This window comes from Herminiimonas glaciei (genome assembly GCF_042664955.1).
Taxonomy (GTDB): Bacteria; Pseudomonadota; Gammaproteobacteria; order Burkholderiales; family Burkholderiaceae_D; genus Oxalicibacterium; species Oxalicibacterium glaciei.
The window spans coordinates 1044285-1062790 of sequence record NZ_JBHTBU010000001.1 but is presented as its reverse complement, the minus strand read 5'-3'; the positions used below and the strand labels follow the sequence as shown (position 1 = coordinate 1062790).

Genomic DNA, 18506 nt, shown 5'->3' with positions numbered 1-18506 from the left:
CTACTTTGCATGCGCCGCACGGCGTGACATCCAGATACCGATGACCACCAGTGCCAACACGATCGCTTGTGTGCTAATGCCTTGCATGGTCGGATGTATGCCCAGCAGCGGCACCGTGATGAAGTTGATACGATCCGCTTCAATCACGCCGGCTTCCTGCAAGGCAGCGATGCCGTTACCGGCAAACACCACGGCCAGGAATGCCAGCAAGCCCGAAGTGACGCCAAAGAATGGACCGATAGGCAAACGAACGCTGTACTTGAGGATGACCCAGGCGATCACTGCCAGCAACACGGCTGCGGTAGCGATACCGCTCAATACCGCAACCTGGCCGTCATCACCGACTTGCACCCACAGCGCCTGGTAGAACAGGATGATTTCAAACAGTTCGCGATACACGGCGAGGAAGGAAACGCTGGCCATGGCCCACATCGTTTTCTTTTCCAGTGCAGCGCTGACATGTTCACGGATGAATTTTTGCCAGGCTTGTGCATAGGATTTGCTATGCAACCAGTAACCGACATAGAGCAACATGGCGGCGGCGACCAGCGCCGTGATGCCCTCGGTCAGCTCACGGTTTGCACCTGAAATCGTGAGTACATAGTTCGCAACAACCCATGTCAGGATGCCCAATGCAACTGCTGCCATCCAGCCGTAATGGATGTAACGCAAGGCATCACGACGACCGGTCTTGACGACAAAGGAAATGATCGCGGCCAGCACCAGGATGGCTTCCAGGCCTTCACGCAGCAGGATCAGCAGCGCGCTGATGAAGGCGGTAGTTGCCGACAGGTCGCCGGACAATGCTTCATCGGCCTGCTCCAGCAAGGCTTCGATATCCTTGACTTGTTTGGCGACTTCTTCCACCGGCTTGCCTGCACCGATAGAGGCGCGCAGTGCCATCATTTCGATCTCTATTTTTTGTCGGAGTGCGCCGTCGGTATTATCCAGACTACTCTCAACCAATTCAAAGCCTTCCAGATAAGCGGTAATCGCCAGTTGACGCGCAGCACCGGCGTCGCCTGACTGATATGCGGCCAGCGATTCATGCAATTTTTCGCGCGAAAATTCCAGTGGTGATGGCGCAGCGATTTTGATCGCTTCCGGATGCTTGGTCAGATAGCTTTGTACCTTCGCGAGTGAGCTGCCGCCGCGTTGTTCAATCTCATCCGGCGTTTGTGTCACCAGTGCGCGCAGGTTTTCAAATTCCTTTTTACCTTCGCCTTTTTTCCACGCCGCTTCACCCGCCTTCACATCTTCTTCCGAGCCGCGCAATGTGCCGACAAAGAAAGCCAGGGCCCAGCGATCTTCTTCGGTAATTTCAGTGAAAGCACGCATAGGTGTCCCACCGACACCGAGCGCGATGGTGTTGTACAAGCCGTAGATACTGCGCACCTTCATGCGCCCTTCTTCATGGAAGTCACTTGGTTCCGGATCCATGCCTTTCGCCAGTGGCCCGTCACCGCGCCCGGTCGCGCCATGGCAGGCTGCGCAGTTGGCGGTATATAGTTGTGCGGCGCGCAGCAGGTCCGGCGTCGCCTTCGGTGCCACTGCCACTTTGTAGACGCGTATCACATCGGCGCGCAAGGCATTCGCCTGCTTCGAGACTTCAGCGCCTTCGGCTTTGCCATCGATCGCCTTGCGCAATGCCTGTCCCTTGTCGAGCAGGCTGGCCTGCTCTGCATGTGCCGGCATTTCCTTTAACAGCGTCAGGGCCTGGGTCGAAAACTCCAGTTGCTCTTCAAATTCGGACTGGTTCAAGACCTTCCCATTCTGCACAAACTCCGGATAGTCGACGCTGATGTAATCCAGCATATGCACGACGGTTTGCGCTTTCTCGTCAGCCGTCACCGCGGCCACGCTGTGTGCGCCCATGAACATGCTCAGTACAAGAAAAAGGAAGGAGTAAATGAACGAGGAATGAGATTTGTGTTGAAGAGGCATTGTTAAAAAATTGTGAGGAAAAGAAGACCCGATGGTAGCAGATATATGAGAATGTTTCTCATTAACGATCGCCAATCTGTCCTCAACTATTCGCTTTGAACCTTCGTACAAATACTTGTGACAATAAAAAAGCCCGCATCAGCGGGCTTTTTTTAAGCAGTGATAAACAAGGCTTACTTGTTCACCAGCGAACGTGGTTGCAACAGTGCCAGGCATGCGCCCAGTACCAGTGCGCCGGCCACGAAGTACATACCGGCGTTGGTGCTGCCGGTGACGTCTTTCAACCAGCCGACGATAGTCGGGCTGACGAAGCCGGCCAGGTTACCGACCGAGTTGATCAAGCCAATACCGGCCGCCGCAGCTGCGCCACCGAGGATCGCGCTTGGGTAAGTCCAGAACACAGGCATCGTCGACAACATGCCGGCGGTACCGAGCGACAAGGCCATCAACGCCAATACAACGTTGTCGCCGTAGACGGTGCTGAGGAACAAGCCGAGGCCACCCAATGCACTTGCAATCGCAAAGTGCCAGCGACGTTCACGCATACGGTCAGCGCTACGTGCCACCAGCAAGGTAGCGATCACGCCGCAGGTGTATGGAATCGCAGTCAACAGGCCGACATCCAGTGCGTCTTTCACGCCGGAAGCCTTGACCAGGGTTGGCAGGTAGAAGCTGATACCGTACAGGCCCATCATGCAGCAGAAATAGATTGCAGCCATCAACCAAACTTTTGGATTGGTGAAGACGCCCGCTACCGAGTGCGATTTGTCGCCGACGGAATTATCTTTTGCGATATTGGCTTCGAGGATAGCTTTTTCGTCCTCCGACAACCACGACGATGCACGGATGCTGTTAGGCAGGTAGAACAAAGTCATGATACCGAGAGCGAGCGATGGCAAGGCTTCCAGCAGGAACAGCCATTGCCAGCCGTGCCAGCCATTCATGCCGGCGAAGGCATTCATGATCCAGCCCGACAAAGGGCCGCCAACCACACCAGCGATAGGAATACCAATCATGAACAATGCGTTCATGCGGCCGCGACGCGAAGTCGGGAACCAGTAGGTCAGGTACAACACGATGCCAGGGAAGAAACCGGCTTCTGCTACACCCAGCAGGAAGCGGATGACGTAGAACATGGTTGGTGTCGTCACGAACATGGTCGCGGCAGACAGGATGGACCATGTAATCATGATGCGGGCGATCCAGCGACGTGCGCCGACCTTGTGCATGATGATGTTGCTTGGTACTTCGAACAGGAAGTAACCGATGAAGAAGATACCGGCGCCGAGGCCGTAAATGGTTTCGCTGAATTGCAGGTCGTTCAACATGCTGAGCTTGGCGAAGCCCACGTTGACGCGATCAAGGTAAGCTGCAACGTAGCAAAGGAAGAGGAATGGCAGCAAACGCAAGGTAACTTTTGCGTAAATGCTGTCCTCCAGCTTGGTACGATCGCTGGCGGTAGTGCTTAGTGGAATGGAGCTCATATAATATGTGTTAAATCAGATTGTCAGGCCGAAAGCACAGAAGCTTATTTCTGTATAAAAACAGGTCTTCTGATCATGCCGGATGGTGCACTGCCTCAAAAAGCAGCTGCTATCTACTAAATTGCTACAAATGCTGGATTGACAGACGTTTGCGGGTGCCGGTTTGGGATAGATACCGGGCATGGGTTCGTGGCCAGTTTTGCTGACTTTGCGATCATAGCACCCGGGTTTTCGGCTTACACATGCAAACAATTCATCTATAGTTGAAAATAATGCTGCGAAGCAGCAATGTCAAATGAAAGTGTTTTCAGGATGGAAATACGCAGCTTTCCGTCCACATTGCATATTTGCCATCAAACCGCCCTGTCCCACTCCGGCTCGTCAGTGAAGCGCTGCGCCAGGAAATCCAGCATCGTGCGCAAAGTTGCAGGCATATGTTTGCGCGATGCATACACGCCGAACACGCCAAATTCCTGTGGATGGTATTCAGGCAATAGCGGAAGCAATTGGCCGGAACGGATATAAGGTGCAGCGAGGAAAGTCGGCAGCATGGCGATTCCGGCACCGACTAAAGCCGCCTGCACCAAAGAACTTGCATCGTTGGCACTGATATTTCCCTTGACCGCCACATTGACCGGTAAATTTTCCCGCTCAAGCAGCCATACACTGCCGTAATACGAATGCGTCAGGCAGTTATGCAAGGCCAATTGCTCGGCCTGGGTCGGCTTGCCATGCTCACGCAGGTAAGCCGGTGCTGCGCAGACCACCGAACGGCACACCGTCAACCTGCGCGCGATCAGGTTCGGATCCAAGTCCTTGCTGATGCGTATCGCCAGGTCTATGCGTTCTTCCACCAGGTTGACCACCCGGTCCAGCACCAGCATGTCGACCATCACACCGGGATATAACTTCACGTAATCGGCGACTGCTGCGGCCAGATGCGATTGTCCGAATGAGGTGCTGACCGTGATGCGCAACAAACCCTGCGGCGCATCTTCCGGCAGTGCCACCACGTTTTTCATATCGGTCGCCAGCTCCAGCATCTGGCGACAGCGTGGCAACATTTCTGCACCCGCCGCGGTCAAACTGAGCTTGCGTGTGGTTCGGTGTAGTAAACGGGCACCGGCCCACTCTTCCAGTTCCGCCAGGTAACGCGATACGACCGGACGTGACAGATCGAGCTGATCCGCTGCAGCCGACTGGCTACCACTGTCGACTACACTGACAAAGACTTGCATTGCACTGAGTCTATCCATTATTTGACCGTTTTTAGAAACAAACTATCTTGAATAATACGCTTTTTATATCTGCTTTAAGCAACTAACCTAAGAGCGTCATTCAACCTTTAGGAGAAAACATATGAGCAAGATTGCCATCATCGGTGCCACCGGTCGTGCCGGCAGCCAGTTACTGGAAGAAGCACTGCGTCGCGGCCACAGCGTCACTGCGCTCGCCCGCAATACATCTAAACTGGCCGGTCGCGCCGGTGTAACTGCAATTGATGTGGATGTACTCGATGCAGCGGCGCTGGAAAAAGCCGTGGCCGGACACGATGCAGTGTTCAGCGCGGCACACTTCAGCGGCATCCCGGCCAGCGCCATCATCAATCCGGTGAAGAAAGCCGGCGTCAAACGCCTGCTGGTGGTCGGCGGTGCCGGCAGCCTGCTGGTTGCACCGGGCGTACGCCTCATCGACAGCCCTGATTTCCCGGAAGCGTATAAAGCGGAAGCAAGCGCCGGTGGCATATTCCTCAACACCTTGTTGCAGGAGAAAGAACTGGACTGGACCTTCCTCTCGCCATCGGCAGAATTTGTGGAAGAAGAACGTACCGGCAAATTCCGTCTCGGCAAGGATAATCTGCTGGTCGATGCAAACGGCCGCAGCTGGATCTCATTCAAGGATTTTGCGATTGCCTTTATCGATGAACTGGAAAAACCTGCACACAGCCGTCAACGCTTTACCATCGGTTATTAATCCGGTCGATTAATCCAGGCATAAAAAAACGATGAGGCTCGAACAGATCCTCATCGTTTTTCACAAGCGCGACCATTAATTACCAAGCGTTAGATTGCTGCGCAGCACACTTTATTTTTTTACTTGTTCCAGCTTCCAGTACATGGCAGCGGCGACCATACCGAAAATGACATGGGCAATCACGGTCGTCCAGCCACGCAATTCGGCGAACCATGAAAAGAAACGCACCATACCGTAGAAGTTGAACAGGTATATCAATACACCGAATACTGCACCTGTCAGCAAGACCATACCTATGCTTGAATCAAAACGGAACGGTACGATAATTGCGGCCAGGATCAGACCCAGTCCTATCCCCAATACATAATGCGTAGCAAGCGCAACGCCGACTACTTCCAGGCTGAAATCAGTGGACTGCAGCGCATCCCGTCCGAGCACGATCGCGGCAATCATGTGCGACATCACCCAGGGACTTGCCCCCATAATGATGGTCGACCAAAGTAGTTCCAACACCATTAAAACCGCGCCTGCAGCAAAACCGGAAACCGCTGCCACAGTCCAATCCGGCATGCGTTGCTCCCAATGATGCGAGTGCATGTGAAGTTCCATAGCAACCTCCGTTAACAATCCAGCTACCGATCACTTACCTGCGGACTCGGTAACTACCTTACTTGCATCCTGCCGTTGATGTCCGCTCCGGGAACGGCAGGTATCCTTCAATCAAAGCGGCACAATCAAGGGAAAACCGGGATATGCGGTTCTTCACCGCTAAAGCGAATTTCCGGATGGCGTTCTGCCAGCATTTTTTCAATTTCCTCGACACGACGTGACGGGATATGCGCAATCATCAGGATCTTGCCGCGCTCCAGTTCAGGCATGAATTTTTTCAGCTGTGAATTTGGCATCGCTGCCGCCGCCATGCTGGAAGCCCAGCCACCGAACAGGATACCCATCAAGGTTGTCACCAACACGGTTGCCGGCCCGACCTCGTAATAATTGATCAGCAAGGCTCCGAAGGCGGCACCAAGGATGGCACCGATGATCATGCCTGCAACAGCACCGTGCAGCACGTCAGTTTTAACCAGGAAATTGGCTTCCGGCAAATCATGTGGAAGCGGCGTGGCGCTGGAAATAAAGCTAATATGTTTTTGCTCTATACGGCTAAGCAACATATTGTCAAAAGCGCGACGGGCACTGTTGATGTCCGGAAGAAAATAATAAAGTCTGTGTCTCATGATGTCTCCTTTACTTACCTGCTCCCAAATTCAGTATAGGCAGTTTGTCCAGACATGCAATGCGCACGTGCTTGCGGCCGTGCAATGAAAACACCCGTCAGCAGAGCATATCGACAGCAGCGAAACCAGACCGCAAAACTTGCCGAAAATCAGCGTCGCCTGCAGGCTCTATGACATAAAGGCTACAATCATGCCCAACGCGCTTAAAAACCGAGCACACCGACAGACAAGCAAGCAGCAGATGGAGCGACATTGAAACAGCCTACACATACAGATCCGGCACAACCCGACGACTTCTCCACGGAAGACTGGCGTCGTTTACTGACCCATCTCGGCGAAAACGCAGATCGCCAGGGTTTGCGCGAAACACCACAGCGCGTGGAAAAAGCGTGGAAGCACTGGACCTCCGGTTACGACCAGGATCCGGCAGAAATCCTCAAGGTCTTTGAAGATGGCGCCGAGCAATACAATGAATTAATCGTGGTACGCGGCATCCCCGTCTACAGCCATTGCGAACATCACCTGGCGCCCTTCTTTGGCACTGCCACCATCGGTTACACGCCGAATGGCAAGATCGTCGGCCTGTCCAAACTGACACGCCTGGTGGATTGCTTTGCCAAACGCCTGCAAGTACAGGAACGCCTGACGATACAAATCGCCGATACGCTAATGGAACATGTACAGCCTTTATCGGTAGGTGTCGTCATCCGCTGCCGCCATATGTGCATGGAAAGCCGCGGCATCCGTACGCCGGGTGAAGAAACCGTGACATCGGCATTGTTGGGTGAAATGCGCACCAACCTAGGCTTGCGCAATGAATTCCTGATGCTGGCACGCGAGAAAAACTGAGCGGCGTTAACACTTGTCAGCCGCATACAAAAAGGCCTGCATCATGTGCAGGCCTTTTTCATTTACGCAATAATGTTAAGCGCCAAAACCACCATCTATCGTCAGGCTGGCACCGGTGATGTAGCCCGCTTCAGGACCGGCCAGGTAAGCAACGAAGCTGGCGATTTCTTCATCCTTGCCGTAACGGCCAACCGCCATTAAACCTTTCAGGGTATCGGCGAAATCGCTATTGGCAGGATTCATATCGGTATCGACCGGACCAGGTTGCACATTGTTGACTGTAATGCCGCGTGGACCGAGGTCGCGTGCCAGGCCTTTGGTCAAACCCACGATGGCCGCTTTGCTCATCGCATACACTGCGCCACCGGCAAACGGCATGCGATCGGCATTCGTGCTGCCGATGGTGATGATGCGACCACCGTCGCCCATGTGACGCGCCGCTTCCTGCGTCGCGACAAATACGCTGCGTACATTCACCGCGACTGTGCGTTCAAAGTCTTCCAGTTTGAAATCTTCCACCGGTGCCAATGCCAGTACGCCGGCATTGTTGACGAGGATATCGATGCGGCCGAAAGCCTTGGCTGCTGCCTGTATCGCCTGTTGTACCGCACCAGCATCTGAGCTGTCGGCATGGATAGCCAGTGCACGTCCGCCGACGGCTTCTATTTCCTGTGCCACTGCCTTCGCTTTATCGGCGGAACTGACATAAGTAAAGGCGACGGCAGCGCCGTCACGCGCCAAGCGTTTCACAATGGCGGCACCGATGCCGCGGGAACCGCCTTGGACGAAAGCGACTTTGCCTGTGAGTTGATTGGTATTCGACATGATTTTTTCTCCGTAAAAGTATCAATAAAGGGGTAAGCCATTAAAAACAGCACGGAGCCAGTATCGAACAATGATTATGTTGTGAATAGATAGCAATCACTATAATCTGTTGATACTAAAAGTTTAAGGTGCACATATGGAAACCATGAGCAGCATAGAGTGCTTTGTGCGTAGCGCAGAGGCGGGAAGCTTTTCGGAAGCCGCACGGCGACTGGGTTTGACTTCAGCAGCTGTGGGTAAAAATGTGGCGCGACTGGAAGCCAACCTGAGTGTACGCCTGTTCCAGCGCAGTACGCGCAGCCTGACGCTGACCGAAGCCGGTGTACGCTTTTTGGCAGAAGTCGGCGGCGGACTGGCCGTCATCCAGTCTGCGGTCGCCAACCTGGCCAGCGCCGACGGACAACCGGCCGGCACGCTCAAGATCAGCATGGGCACGGGTTTTGGCCGTACCTATATCTTGCCGCTACTGCGCGACTTCCTCACCCGCTACCCGGCGATCACGCCGGACTGGCATTTCGATAACCGTCGTGTGGATATGATTGCCGAAGGTTTTGACGCGGCGCTGGGCGGTGGCTTCGAATTGCCGCCCGGCGTGGTGGCACGCACGCTGGCACCGAGCCACGGCGTACTGGTTGCTGCACCGGATTACTTTGATACGCGCACTCCGCCCGGCTCGCCTGCCGACCTCGCGCAATACGATGGCGTCTTCATACGCTCGCCGCAAACCGGACGCATACGACCATGGTCGCTGCGCAATAAGGGCAATGAGCAGGCACCAGTGGCAATGCGCGTACGCATGACGATGAGTGATCCTGATGCAGCCTGCGAAGCGGCGCAAAGCGGGCTGGGTATCGCGCTGGTATCGATGCCGAATGCGCTGCGCTATCTGGAAAACGGACTATTGAAACGTGTCCTGCCCGATTGGTATGTCGATATGGGCACACTCTCGTTATACTTCCCGGCACAAAAACTCTTGCCCGCAAAAACCCGTGTGTTTGTCGACTATGTGGTTGAACACTTCCGCAGCGAAAAATTCGCCCGACGTTTTTCCGCCTTTTAAACCCAACAGGAAGCCATGCCAGTAGTCGCCAAACGTCCATCCTGCAACCGTTGCCTGCGTGCGCAAAGCGCTTGCATCTGTCACTGGATCAAGACCGTCGAGCATGAGGTGGAAGTCCTGTTCCTGCAGCATCCGCTCGAAACAGGCAATGCGAAGAACAGTGCGCGCCTGCTGCACCTGAGCTTGCCGCACAGCCGTCTCGCCGTGGGTGAAACATTTGCGGCAGATGAGTTGCATCGCCTGCTATACGAAGACTTCGATGGCAGTTCCGATGACCGGCTAATCAACCCCGTCCTGCTCTACCCGGATACCAGCGCCGACTCCCTGCTGGCCTTGCCGCCACCGTGGCCGGAACAGGCCAGCAAGGACAGATATCGGCTGGTGGTACTGGATGGAACCTGGCGTAAAAGCCGCAAGATGCTGTACCTGAATCCCTTGCTGCAACAATTGCCGCGCCTGCCGCTGGCCGATCCACCTGCCTCGGCTTACGCCATACGCAAGGCGCACAAACCCGAACAGCTTTCATCTTTTGAAGCGACCTGCCATGCGCTCATGCAACTGGAACATGACGCGGACAAGTATCTGCCGTTGCTGGCCGCCTTCGATGGATTTGTTGCACAACAGCAGGCTTACCACCCAAAAACCGGCGAATAAAGTGGCGGCCGACGCAGCTTTGCAATCCTGCCTATAATCACGTCACCATTCACCCAAGGAAGTCACATGACCATCTCCCTCTACGCCGCTTCAGTTCCTGTTTTCAAGCAAATGCTCAATAGCGTCAGCGATGTCCTCAAAAAGACCGACGAATACGCAACTGCCAAAGGCATCGCGCCGGAAGCCTACCTGCAAGCCCGCCTGTTCCCGGACATGTTCCCGCTGCTGCGCCAGGTACAAGTCGCCTGTGACTTCTCGCGCGGCGTTTCGGCGCGCCTGGCCGGCCTGGAAGTACCGAAGTTCGACGATAGCGAAAAAAGCTTTGCCGACCTGCAGGCATTGATTAGCAAAACCCTGGCGTTCATCGATGGCATCGCCGCTGAACAAATCGATGGCCAGGAAGCACGCGAAATCGTCTTGCGCCCGGGCACACCAAAAGAGAAAAAATTCAACGGCCAGGCTTATTTGCTGAGCTTCGGTTTGCCGCAGTTCTTTTTCCACGTCACCACCACTTACGCCATCCTGCGCCATAACGGCATAGAAATCGGCAAGCGCGATTACATGGGCGCCTATTAATCAGCCGGCAATCTTTGTTTCGCGACAGAAAGAGCAAACAGCGATGTTTGCTCTTTTTTCATTTGCGGCTTGTTTGCAGCTGTTCATCCGGTAACAGCCATCGTGCAACTGCCATTAAGCAACGGATTAGATGCGCACGGGCATAAAAAAGTATCGCTTACGGCACGGCTGCATATAATGAAGTGCAACAACCACTCATCTCTGTGCGGGAGATTGCCATGAGCGACAGGAAAATGTTTGCCGATATGGATATGGAAACGCAACGTTTCTATTCAAAGATCATCAATACCGCACTCTTCAATATGTACGCCGTCGACAATCATTTGTTTAGTGCGCTCTTTTGCGAATCAGACGATCCGATGATCATGCAGCGCTGGCAGGAGGCCGAACCATTGATCATGGAAGCGATACGGCGTCGGAGTGAAACCGATCCGGGCGACGATCGCAGCACCTGGACCGACTTTTGACACAGGCCGACGGCCTTACAGGTTTTGCGGCAGGAAGCCGGCCTTGCGACTGATGGTTTTATCGGACACACGGAAGACACCATCCCCGGTGTAATGCACCATGGCCGGACAGCCTGGCCGGCTCGCGATGTGCGCCTTCACCACTTCAAAGATAAAGAAGCTGTATTTGCCGACCATGCTCTGGTCGTGCAAGCGGCATTCGAGGTTTGCAAAGCATTGCGGTAGCAACGGCGCTTTCACCTTATTCGCCTTGGCTGCCAGCAAATTGAATTTTTCAAACTTATCGACTTCCGCCCCCGAGCAATTGCCGATGCCGACGATGGTGTCTATCAATTCCGCACTGGGGATATTGATCACGCATTCGCGGCTGCGCCTGATCATTTCAAAACTATGGTTGCCGCCGGCAATAATGCAACCGACCAGTGCAGGCGTGAACTCCATTACTGTATGCCAACCCATGGTCATGACGTTGTTTTGCTCTTTCCAGTGCGAAGTAAGCAAGACGATGGGACCCGGTTCCAGGTAGCGGCGGATCTCCACGACCGGTAAATCTGTCTTTTGATAGATCTTCATGGCAACACCACCTTGTGTCAGCGACGATGATGGACAGACCCGCTGCCCGACTTTAAGTTGCCTAGCTGGCGCAACCATTACCCGTCAGTTGCCTATTTCAGACACTTTTTAGATGATGACCAACATCTATTGCATTTATGATGATCGTCATCTATTATTCGATTTAATCAATTTTGCAGGGTGCCATCATGCCACGCGTATCCAAGGAACAAACCGACCTCAACCGCACCGCCATCGAACAAGCGTCTTCCAAGCTATTCCGCGAAAAAGGCTTCAACGGCGTCAGCGTCGCCGATTTGATGGCCGCCGCCGGCCTTACGCATGGCGGTTTCTATGGCCACTTTTCATCGAAGGATGAATTGGCCGCAGTCGCCTGTGCCACCGCTTTCAGCGAAGCATCGGAACGCTGGCAACAGCGCATGGCAGGCAAATCGGATGAACAGCAGGCGCTGTACGCCATCATCGACGGCTACCTGTCTTCGCAAAAAGTCCGCGATGTCGGCAATGGTTGTCCGGGCGCCGCCCTGACCACCGACGTCGCGCGCGAAGCATTGGATAAACCGGTACGTGCCGCGTATATGGCCGGTACCGAAGAGCTGGTCGAAATCCTTGCCGCGCTATGTCCATCGCCGGACCCTGCCGTGCGCCGCAAGACCGCACTCGCGCAATGGAGCATGATGGTCGGCTCGATGGCGCTGGCACGCGCCACCGAAGGCTATCCGATTGCAAATGAATTACTGGCTGTCGCCCGCGAGCAATTGCTCGGTGGCATTGCGGCCTGAGTTTTTACTGCCTGAATTTACTTCCCTTTCTCCCATAGATCCAACGATAGGATTCTTATGTACGCTCAATCGCTGTCAACCTGGCTGGACCGCCGAGGAATACATTTCTCTTGGGTGATCGTCGCGATTACCTTCCTCACCATGCTGACATCGTCGGCCGCGCTGGGCTTGCCCGGCGTCCTGTTGCAACCATTGAGCAAGGAATTCGGCTGGAGCAATGACCAGATTTCATCGGCAGTCGCCGTGCGTTACGTACTATTCGGTTTCATCGGCCCGTTCGCCGCGATCTTCATGGAACGCTTCGGCTTGCGCAAGGTCATCACCATCGCGCTGGTACTGGTAGCCGCCTGTCTGGCACTCTCGACCATGATGACCGAGCTGTGGCAAATGTTCCTGCTGTGGGGCTTGTTGCTCGGCACCGGTACCGGCCTGACGGCATTGGTATTGGGTGCCGTGGTGGCGAATCGCTGGTTTGAAAAACGTCGCGGCCTGGTACTCGGTTTGCTGACCGCCAGCTCGGCGACCGGTCAATTGATCTTCCTGCCGTTCGGCGCATGGCTGATCCAGAACTACGGCTGGCGCATGTCGGTGATCCCGGTTTTCCTGTGCTGTGCAGCGGTAGCGGTACTGGCCTTCCTGCTGGTACGTGACCGGCCGCATGATGTGGGCGCAGTTGCTTATGGCGCAGCGCCGGGCAGCGAACCGCCACCATTGCCGGCCACCGCACAAATGACGATGATGGAACCCTTCCGCGTCTTGCGCAGCGCATCGCGCAATCGCACTTTCTGGGTGTTGGCCGGTACTTTCTTTATTTGCGGCCTGAGCACCAGCGGCCTGATCCAGACCCACTTCGTATCACTGTGCGGTGATTACGGCATGGCGGCGATTCCTGCTGCCAGCGTGTTGGCGATGATGGGCGCTTTCGATTTCATCGGCACCATTCTTTCCGGCTGGCTGTCCGACCGCTATGACAACCGCAAACTGCTGTTTTGGTATTACGGTTTGCGTGGTTTGTCCCTGATCTGGCTGCCACATTCGGAATTCACTTTGTATGGCTTGTCGCTGTTCGCGATGTTTTACGGACTGGACTGGTTTGCAACGGTACCGGTGACGGTGAAACTGGCAGGTGCCGAATTCGGCAAGGAAAGGGCCGGCATGGTCTTTGGCTGGATCTTTACCGCGCATCAGATCGGTGGCGCATTTGCCGCTTACGGTGCCGGCCTGTCGCGCACCATCCTGATGGCGTACACACCGGCGCTGTACGCAGCGGGTATCGCCTGCCTGTTCGCCGCGGTGATCGTCTTCATGATAAAGAAACCGGTGCGGGCCACTACTTAGCGTAAAGGCTCAGGTTTTGCGCCAGATCGTGGCCAGCCACGGCTGCTGCTCAAGCGGCAGCCCGGCCGGCCGGTAGTAATGCTCCAGCTCGACAAACCCGACGGCCGTCATGAACGCGCGCCAGCTTTCCAGCTCGTAGTAGGCACCATAACGTCCCCTGTTCCACCCTTCTTCATTTTGTCCACGCGGATTGGAACTGAACAGCACGCCACCCGGCTTCAGCGTCGCGTATAGCTGCTGCAATACGCGCGGCAACTCCTGGCTGGGCACATGGAATAAGGAAGCATTGGCGTACACGCCATCGAAATGTTCGGCAGGCAAATCGAGTTGCAGGAAATCTTGCTGCCACACCTCGCACTGCGCGTAATCCCGCGCCATCCGCACAAACTCGGCCGAACCGTCGAGGCCGACCGCGTGATGTCCCTGTTCCTTGAAAGTCTTCAGGTCACGTCCCGGACCGCAACCCAGGTCGAGTATGGTGTATGGTGCGGCGACCTGGATATGCGTCAGCAGCGCCTGGATGTTCTGGCTGACATCATGCGTGCGCGTCCCTGCCCAAAAGTCTGCGGCACGCTGGTTATAGTGATCCAGCGTAAGGTCGCTGATGTGCGCCAGGTCTTGTGCGCTGAGTTTGTCGGCTGAAATTTTGCTGCTCCATGGTGGATATGTGCTGATCGGCACAGTTTAAATCATTGCCGCGTCTACCATGAGTATCCACCAATTCCGGCACCAGGTCTGTGCCGGAATCTTTTTCAAATACAGCCGACCATTACATCACTCCGCCGTAATACCGCGTTCCTTGACCAGCTTCGACCATAGGGCCAATTCTTTCACCAACTTCGCTTTTGCTTCGGCAGGCGTCGACGGGTCGGGATCAAAGCCTTCCTTGATCATCCTTTCTTTCAGGACCGGACCGTTCAAGGCCTTCACCAGGGCCGCATTGAGCTTGTCGATCAGCGGTTTCGGCGTCGCTGCGGGAGCAAAGACGATGAACCAGGTTTCGAAGCTATACCCCGGCACGCCCGACTCCGCCAGTGTCGGTACATCCGGCATCAGTGGCGAGCGTTTCGGCCCGGTGACGCCGATCGCATTCAACTTGCCGGCTTTGACATGTTGTGTCGCGGCAGAAAGTACCGGAAAACACATATCAACCTGGCCTGAAATGGTGTCGATCAATGCCGGGCCGCCGCCCTTGTATGGCACGTGGGTGATGTCCACGGCGGCAACCGACTTGAACAATTCCGCCGCCATGTGGAAGGTGCTGCCGCTACCGGCTGAGCCGTAATTAAACTTGCCCGGATTTGCCTTGGCCAGCGCCACCAGGTCCTTCGTATTCTTCGCCGCAAAGTTTGGATTGACCACCAATACATGCTGCGAAGTGGCGACCGTACTGATTTGCGCCAAATCCTTCAGGGTGTCGTACGGCATCTTGGCAAAGATCGACGGATTAATCGCCAGCGACACTGTCTGCAAACCTATCGTATAGCCATCCGGTTCCGCTTTGGCGACCGCATCCACGCCAATATTGCCGCCTGCACCCGCCTTGTTTTCGATATACATGCCGCCACCGAGTGCCTTGGCCCACTCGTCGGATATACGACGCGCGACGATGTCGGCGCTACCGCCCGGGGCATACGGCACGATCAGCCGGATCGGCCGGGCCGGATAGTTATCTGCATGCGCAAATGAGGCACTCAGGCCCAGCGGTAGCAAGACCGCCGCGATAAGCATAGGAAGCTTCATGTTGTCTCCGATTTGTTTTTTGTCTGAGACCAGATGCTATTCGTAATCGCAGCAGATATAATTTCCGCACAATTAATTCATTCGGTCGTTTTAGGAATCAATGGACGGTATCTCGGATCTGGCCTTTTTTGCCTTGCTGGTCAAACGTGGCAGCCTCGCTGCAGCAGCACAGGAACTGGGGGTCACACCGCCCTCGGTCAGCAAGCGACTCGCCGCGATCGAAAGTCGCCTGCGCGTACGTTTGCTTAATCGCACCACACGACGCATCAGCCTGACCCCGGAAGGAGAAATTTATTTGGCCGACGGTGCACGCCTGGTCACCGAACTCGAAGCGCTGGAACAACGCATATCCGGCGGCAATATCACTGCCAAAGGTTTGTTGAAAGTCAGCGCGACCTTCGGTTTTGGCCGACGCCACATTACGCCGCAACTCTCTGCGTTTGCCCGTGAATATCCGGACGTGGAAGTACAACTGCACCTGACGGACAGGCCGGTCAACTTGGTCGAGCAAGGCCTGGATGCCGATATCCGCTTCGGTCAGTTACCGGATGCGCGACTCACTGCGCGCAAGATCGCCGACAATCGTCGCCTGGTATGTGCGTCCCCGACTTACCTGAAAAAGCACGGCATTCCCCTCGTCCCGCGTGACCTGCAAAACCATAATTGCATCCTGCTGCGGGAAAGCGATGAGATATACGGTAGCTGGCACTTCAGCTCCGGCAACAAACAAGAAACGGTAAAGGTGCGTGGCACCTTGAGTGCCAATGACGGCGAATGCGCAACCACCTGGGCACTGGATGGACATGGCATCGTCATGCGCTCTGAATGGGACATCGCCCCCTATCTCCGCTCGGGCCGGCTCCGGGTCATCCTGGCGGAATGGAAGCTTCCCCCCGCGGATGTTTACATCGTGTTCCCGACTAAAAATCACTTGTCGGCAAAAACCCGTGCACTGGTCGACTTCATGCTGAAAACATTCGAAGGCCACCGACGCGACCGGACTGAAGCAGACAAGATAATCTGGTGACTACAGTCAGCAGATCAAACGCGCGGCATATCTTAAGACGTTGTAGCCGCACGCTCCGCACCTATGCTGCTAAACAGGTCCAGCACGCCTTGCGGTGCGCGATCATCGAAAAACATGTGCATATTGCGAGCCGATTCCGCCGCAATAGTCGCGCTGCGCGGGAACATTTCCTTTTCATATGCGAGCAGCGCCGCTTCGACATCGTCAGGATGAGCAATCAGCGCCTTCGCCAATTCCGCACCATCGAATAATGCAAGATTGGCCCCTTCGCCGGCGAAGGGCGACATCAGGTGCGCCGCATCGCCCAGCAGGGTCACGCCTGCTACGCGCTCCCAGCGCTGCCCAACCGGGAGTATATGTATAGGTCGCACTACAGGAAGGCTGGCACCACCGGTAATCAGTCCGATCAGTTGCGCTGCCCAGCCGTCGAATTCCTGCGCGACACGCGCCATGGCCGTTGCCGGAGCGGAGAAATCAATACCGGCGATCCACTCCTCCGCTTTATTCAATGCGATATACATGTGCAAACTGCTGTCCGCATTGCGATGCGCGAAGATGCCCTTGCCCGGCGCAGTCGCCATCAAGGTACCGCCGCCTACGATTTCCAGACCGGCCTGGTGTCCGTTGTCACCAGCGAAAAGATGTGTCTCGATAAATGAAGTGCCGGTATATCCGGGCTTCGCATCGCTAACAAGGGGACGAACGCGCGACCAGGCACCGTCGGCACCGACGAGCAAATCACTAATGACCTGCTCCCCGTTCGCGAACGATACTGCGTGGCGCCCATTCCCGAGTGCAGTGACGGCTGTCACTTTGTAGCCCCAGCGTATCGTATCGGCCGGCAGTGATTCCAGCAGGATGCGGCGTAAATCCCCACGATCAACTTCAGGACGACTGCCGTTTCCGATATCGGGCATATCAAACAGGATAGTGCCGGCCTGGTCGACCACGCGCTTTGCGTCCGCACCATTGATGATGATCCCGATGAATTTGTCATAGAGACCTGCGTCCTTGAGCGCCAGTTGGCCGTTGTACTCGTGGATATCAAGCAAACCACCCTGCTTGCGGGCATGGACTGAAGCTTCCGCTTCATAAATCGTCGCGTCTATGCCGTGTACGTGCAGCACCCGCGCCAGCATCAGGCCGCCGAGGCCCGCGCCGATAATAGTTACTTTGGTATTCATTCTGCTTCTTTCATTTATGACATCGGCCAAAGTAAATCCCCCAGCCTTTGTGGAACGTCATTCCATTATATTGGAACATCGTTCCACTTGTGTCAAGATACGGTATGAATAAAAAAACACAGGGCACTCAGCGACGCGATGAATCCCTCTCCCGCGAACGCATCATTGAAGCTGCAATAGAAATACTGGATAGCACGGGAGAAAGCGGACTGACCTTCCGTTCCCTGTCGGAAAAACTCGCCACCGGCCCCGGCGCCATCTATTGGCATATCGCCGACAAAAGTGATTTGTTGACAGCCGCTTGCGATGCCATCGTGGCACGCACGGTAGACGCACAGGCAAGAGACACGACACCGAAGTCCGGGATCCGCAAGCTTGCGCTGGGCATATTCGACATGATGGAAGCACACCCATGGGCAGGCTCGGCACTCATACGCGCCGGCGGAAAAATGCCCATCGTGCGCATACTGGAACGCGTCGGGCCACATGTAGACGCCCTCGGTGTACCGAAGTCGAAGCAGTGGGCGACGGTATCTGCCTTGTTGAACTACATGCTTGGTGTCGGCGCACAAAACGCTGCAAACACCCTGCTCGCCCGCAGCGGGGAAGTCAGGAGATCAGAGCTGCTGGATGGGGTATCTGCTGCATGGTCGCAGCTCGACCCGGCAAACTATCCATACACACGCAGCATGGCGAGCTACTTGCTGGCGCACGATGACCGCAAGGATTTCCTGGCCGGTATCGATCTCATACTGAGTGGCATAGACTCAGGCCGCAACACGAACTAAGGC

General features: G+C 55.3%; 20 protein-coding genes. 10 read left to right on the top strand and 10 right to left on the bottom strand.

The genetic code is table 11. The annotated features are described in order from the left end of the window. From ACFQPC_RS04640 to ACFQPC_RS04630, 3 genes are all read right to left on the bottom strand, one after another. Positions 1–1875: a cytochrome c/FTR1 family iron permease gene (locus ACFQPC_RS04640; RefSeq protein WP_382270422.1), complete on the bottom strand. Its 1875-nt coding sequence runs from the start codon at positions 1873–1875 to the stop codon at positions 1–3. A gap of 242 nt (positions 1876–2117) precedes the next feature. Beyond that, positions 2118–3428: an MFS transporter gene (locus ACFQPC_RS04635; RefSeq protein WP_382270421.1), complete on the bottom strand. Its 1311-nt coding sequence runs from the start codon at positions 3426–3428 to the stop codon at positions 2118–2120. Between the two features lie 353 nt (positions 3429–3781). Continuing rightward, positions 3782–4684, bottom strand: coding sequence for a LysR family transcriptional regulator (locus tag ACFQPC_RS04630; RefSeq protein ID WP_382270420.1), 903 nt, complete (start codon positions 4682–4684; stop codon positions 3782–3784). A gap of 103 nt (positions 4685–4787) precedes the next feature. On the opposite strand from ACFQPC_RS04630, the gene ACFQPC_RS04625 reads away from it, so the two are divergent. Further along, positions 4788–5402: an NAD(P)-dependent oxidoreductase gene (locus ACFQPC_RS04625; protein WP_382270419.1), complete on the top strand. Its 615-nt coding sequence runs from the start codon at positions 4788–4790 to the stop codon at positions 5400–5402. Positions 5403–5513: 111 nt separating this feature from the next. Here the strand turns inward: ACFQPC_RS04625 and ACFQPC_RS04620 are convergent, their stop codons facing one another. Both ACFQPC_RS04620 and ACFQPC_RS04615 read right to left on the bottom strand, forming a co-directional pair. Beyond that, a complete protein-coding gene (locus tag ACFQPC_RS04620; protein ID WP_382270418.1) occupies positions 5514–6011 on the bottom strand; it encodes a hypothetical protein in 498 nt (165 codons plus the stop codon). A 125-nt stretch (positions 6012–6136) separates the two neighbouring features. After that, complete coding sequence (locus ACFQPC_RS04615; protein WP_382270417.1) at positions 6137–6637, bottom strand: DUF1269 domain-containing protein; 501 nt, start codon at positions 6635–6637, stop codon at positions 6137–6139. A 252-nt stretch (positions 6638–6889) separates the two neighbouring features. On the opposite strand from ACFQPC_RS04615, the gene folE reads away from it, so the two are divergent. After that, entirely contained in the window at positions 6890–7486 is a 597-nt protein-coding gene (gene folE / locus ACFQPC_RS04610) for a GTP cyclohydrolase I FolE (protein ID WP_382270416.1), read from the top strand. A gap of 75 nt (positions 7487–7561) precedes the next feature. Here the strand turns inward: folE and ACFQPC_RS04605 are convergent, their stop codons facing one another. Further along, the gene (locus tag ACFQPC_RS04605) at positions 7562–8311 is read right to left on the bottom strand and encodes a 3-oxoacyl-ACP reductase family protein (protein ID WP_382270415.1); all 750 of its coding nucleotides are present in this window, start codon (positions 8309–8311) and stop codon (positions 7562–7564) included. 136 nt (positions 8312–8447) lie between these two features. Here ACFQPC_RS04605 and ACFQPC_RS04600 point away from each other — a divergent pair, with 136 nt between their 5' ends. From ACFQPC_RS04600 to ACFQPC_RS04585, 4 genes are all read left to right on the top strand, one after another. Then, positions 8448–9371 carry a LysR family transcriptional regulator gene (locus ACFQPC_RS04600; protein ID WP_382270414.1) on the top strand — a complete coding sequence of 308 codons (924 nt, stop codon included), beginning with the start codon at positions 8448–8450 and terminating at the stop codon, positions 9369–9371. A 15-nt stretch (positions 9372–9386) separates the two neighbouring features. Beyond that, on the top strand, positions 9387–10025 hold the full coding sequence (locus ACFQPC_RS04595; protein WP_382270413.1) for a tRNA-uridine aminocarboxypropyltransferase: 639 nt from the start codon (positions 9387–9389) through the stop codon (positions 10023–10025). A gap of 66 nt (positions 10026–10091) precedes the next feature. Continuing rightward, positions 10092–10601 (top strand): DUF1993 domain-containing protein, encoded by a 510-nt coding sequence (locus tag ACFQPC_RS04590; protein WP_382270412.1) that lies wholly within the window; start codon positions 10092–10094, stop codon positions 10599–10601. A 218-nt stretch (positions 10602–10819) separates the two neighbouring features. Beyond that, complete coding sequence (locus ACFQPC_RS04585; protein WP_382270411.1) at positions 10820–11068, top strand: hypothetical protein; 249 nt, start codon at positions 10820–10822, stop codon at positions 11066–11068. A 15-nt stretch (positions 11069–11083) separates the two neighbouring features. Here the strand turns inward: ACFQPC_RS04585 and ACFQPC_RS04580 are convergent, their stop codons facing one another. Then, positions 11084–11641: a flavin reductase family protein gene (locus tag ACFQPC_RS04580; protein ID WP_382270410.1), complete on the bottom strand. Its 558-nt coding sequence runs from the start codon at positions 11639–11641 to the stop codon at positions 11084–11086. Positions 11642–11829: 188 nt separating this feature from the next. Between ACFQPC_RS04580 and ACFQPC_RS04575 the strand changes: the two genes are divergently transcribed. Further along, positions 11830–12423 (top strand): TetR/AcrR family transcriptional regulator, encoded by a 594-nt coding sequence (locus tag ACFQPC_RS04575; RefSeq protein ID WP_382270409.1) that lies wholly within the window; start codon positions 11830–11832, stop codon positions 12421–12423. Positions 12424–12480: 57 nt separating this feature from the next. Then, positions 12481–13761: an MFS transporter gene (locus ACFQPC_RS04570; RefSeq protein WP_382270408.1), complete on the top strand. Its 1281-nt coding sequence runs from the start codon at positions 12481–12483 to the stop codon at positions 13759–13761. Between the two features lie 9 nt (positions 13762–13770). Here ACFQPC_RS04570 and ACFQPC_RS04565 read toward each other — a convergent pair whose 3' ends face one another. Both ACFQPC_RS04565 and ACFQPC_RS04560 read right to left on the bottom strand, forming a co-directional pair. Continuing rightward, entirely contained in the window at positions 13771–14436 is a 666-nt protein-coding gene (locus ACFQPC_RS04565; protein ID WP_382271871.1) for a class I SAM-dependent methyltransferase, read from the bottom strand. 99 nt (positions 14437–14535) lie between these two features. Further along, a complete protein-coding gene (locus tag ACFQPC_RS04560) occupies positions 14536–15504 on the bottom strand; it encodes a tripartite tricarboxylate transporter substrate binding protein (RefSeq protein WP_382270407.1) in 969 nt (322 codons plus the stop codon). A gap of 100 nt (positions 15505–15604) precedes the next feature. On the opposite strand from ACFQPC_RS04560, the gene ACFQPC_RS04555 reads away from it, so the two are divergent. Continuing rightward, positions 15605–16531, top strand: a complete 927-nt coding sequence (locus tag ACFQPC_RS04555) for a LysR family transcriptional regulator (protein WP_382270406.1) — start codon at positions 15605–15607, stop codon at positions 16529–16531. Between the two features lie 32 nt (positions 16532–16563). Here ACFQPC_RS04555 and ACFQPC_RS04550 read toward each other — a convergent pair whose 3' ends face one another. Beyond that, positions 16564–17715 carry an FAD-dependent oxidoreductase gene (locus tag ACFQPC_RS04550; protein WP_382270405.1) on the bottom strand — a complete coding sequence of 384 codons (1152 nt, stop codon included), beginning with the start codon at positions 17713–17715 and terminating at the stop codon, positions 16564–16566. Positions 17716–17819: 104 nt separating this feature from the next. Here ACFQPC_RS04550 and ACFQPC_RS04545 point away from each other — a divergent pair, with 104 nt between their 5' ends. After that, positions 17820–18503: a TetR/AcrR family transcriptional regulator gene (locus tag ACFQPC_RS04545; protein ID WP_382270404.1), complete on the top strand. Its 684-nt coding sequence runs from the start codon at positions 17820–17822 to the stop codon at positions 18501–18503. Positions 18504–18506: the final 3 nt, after the last annotated feature.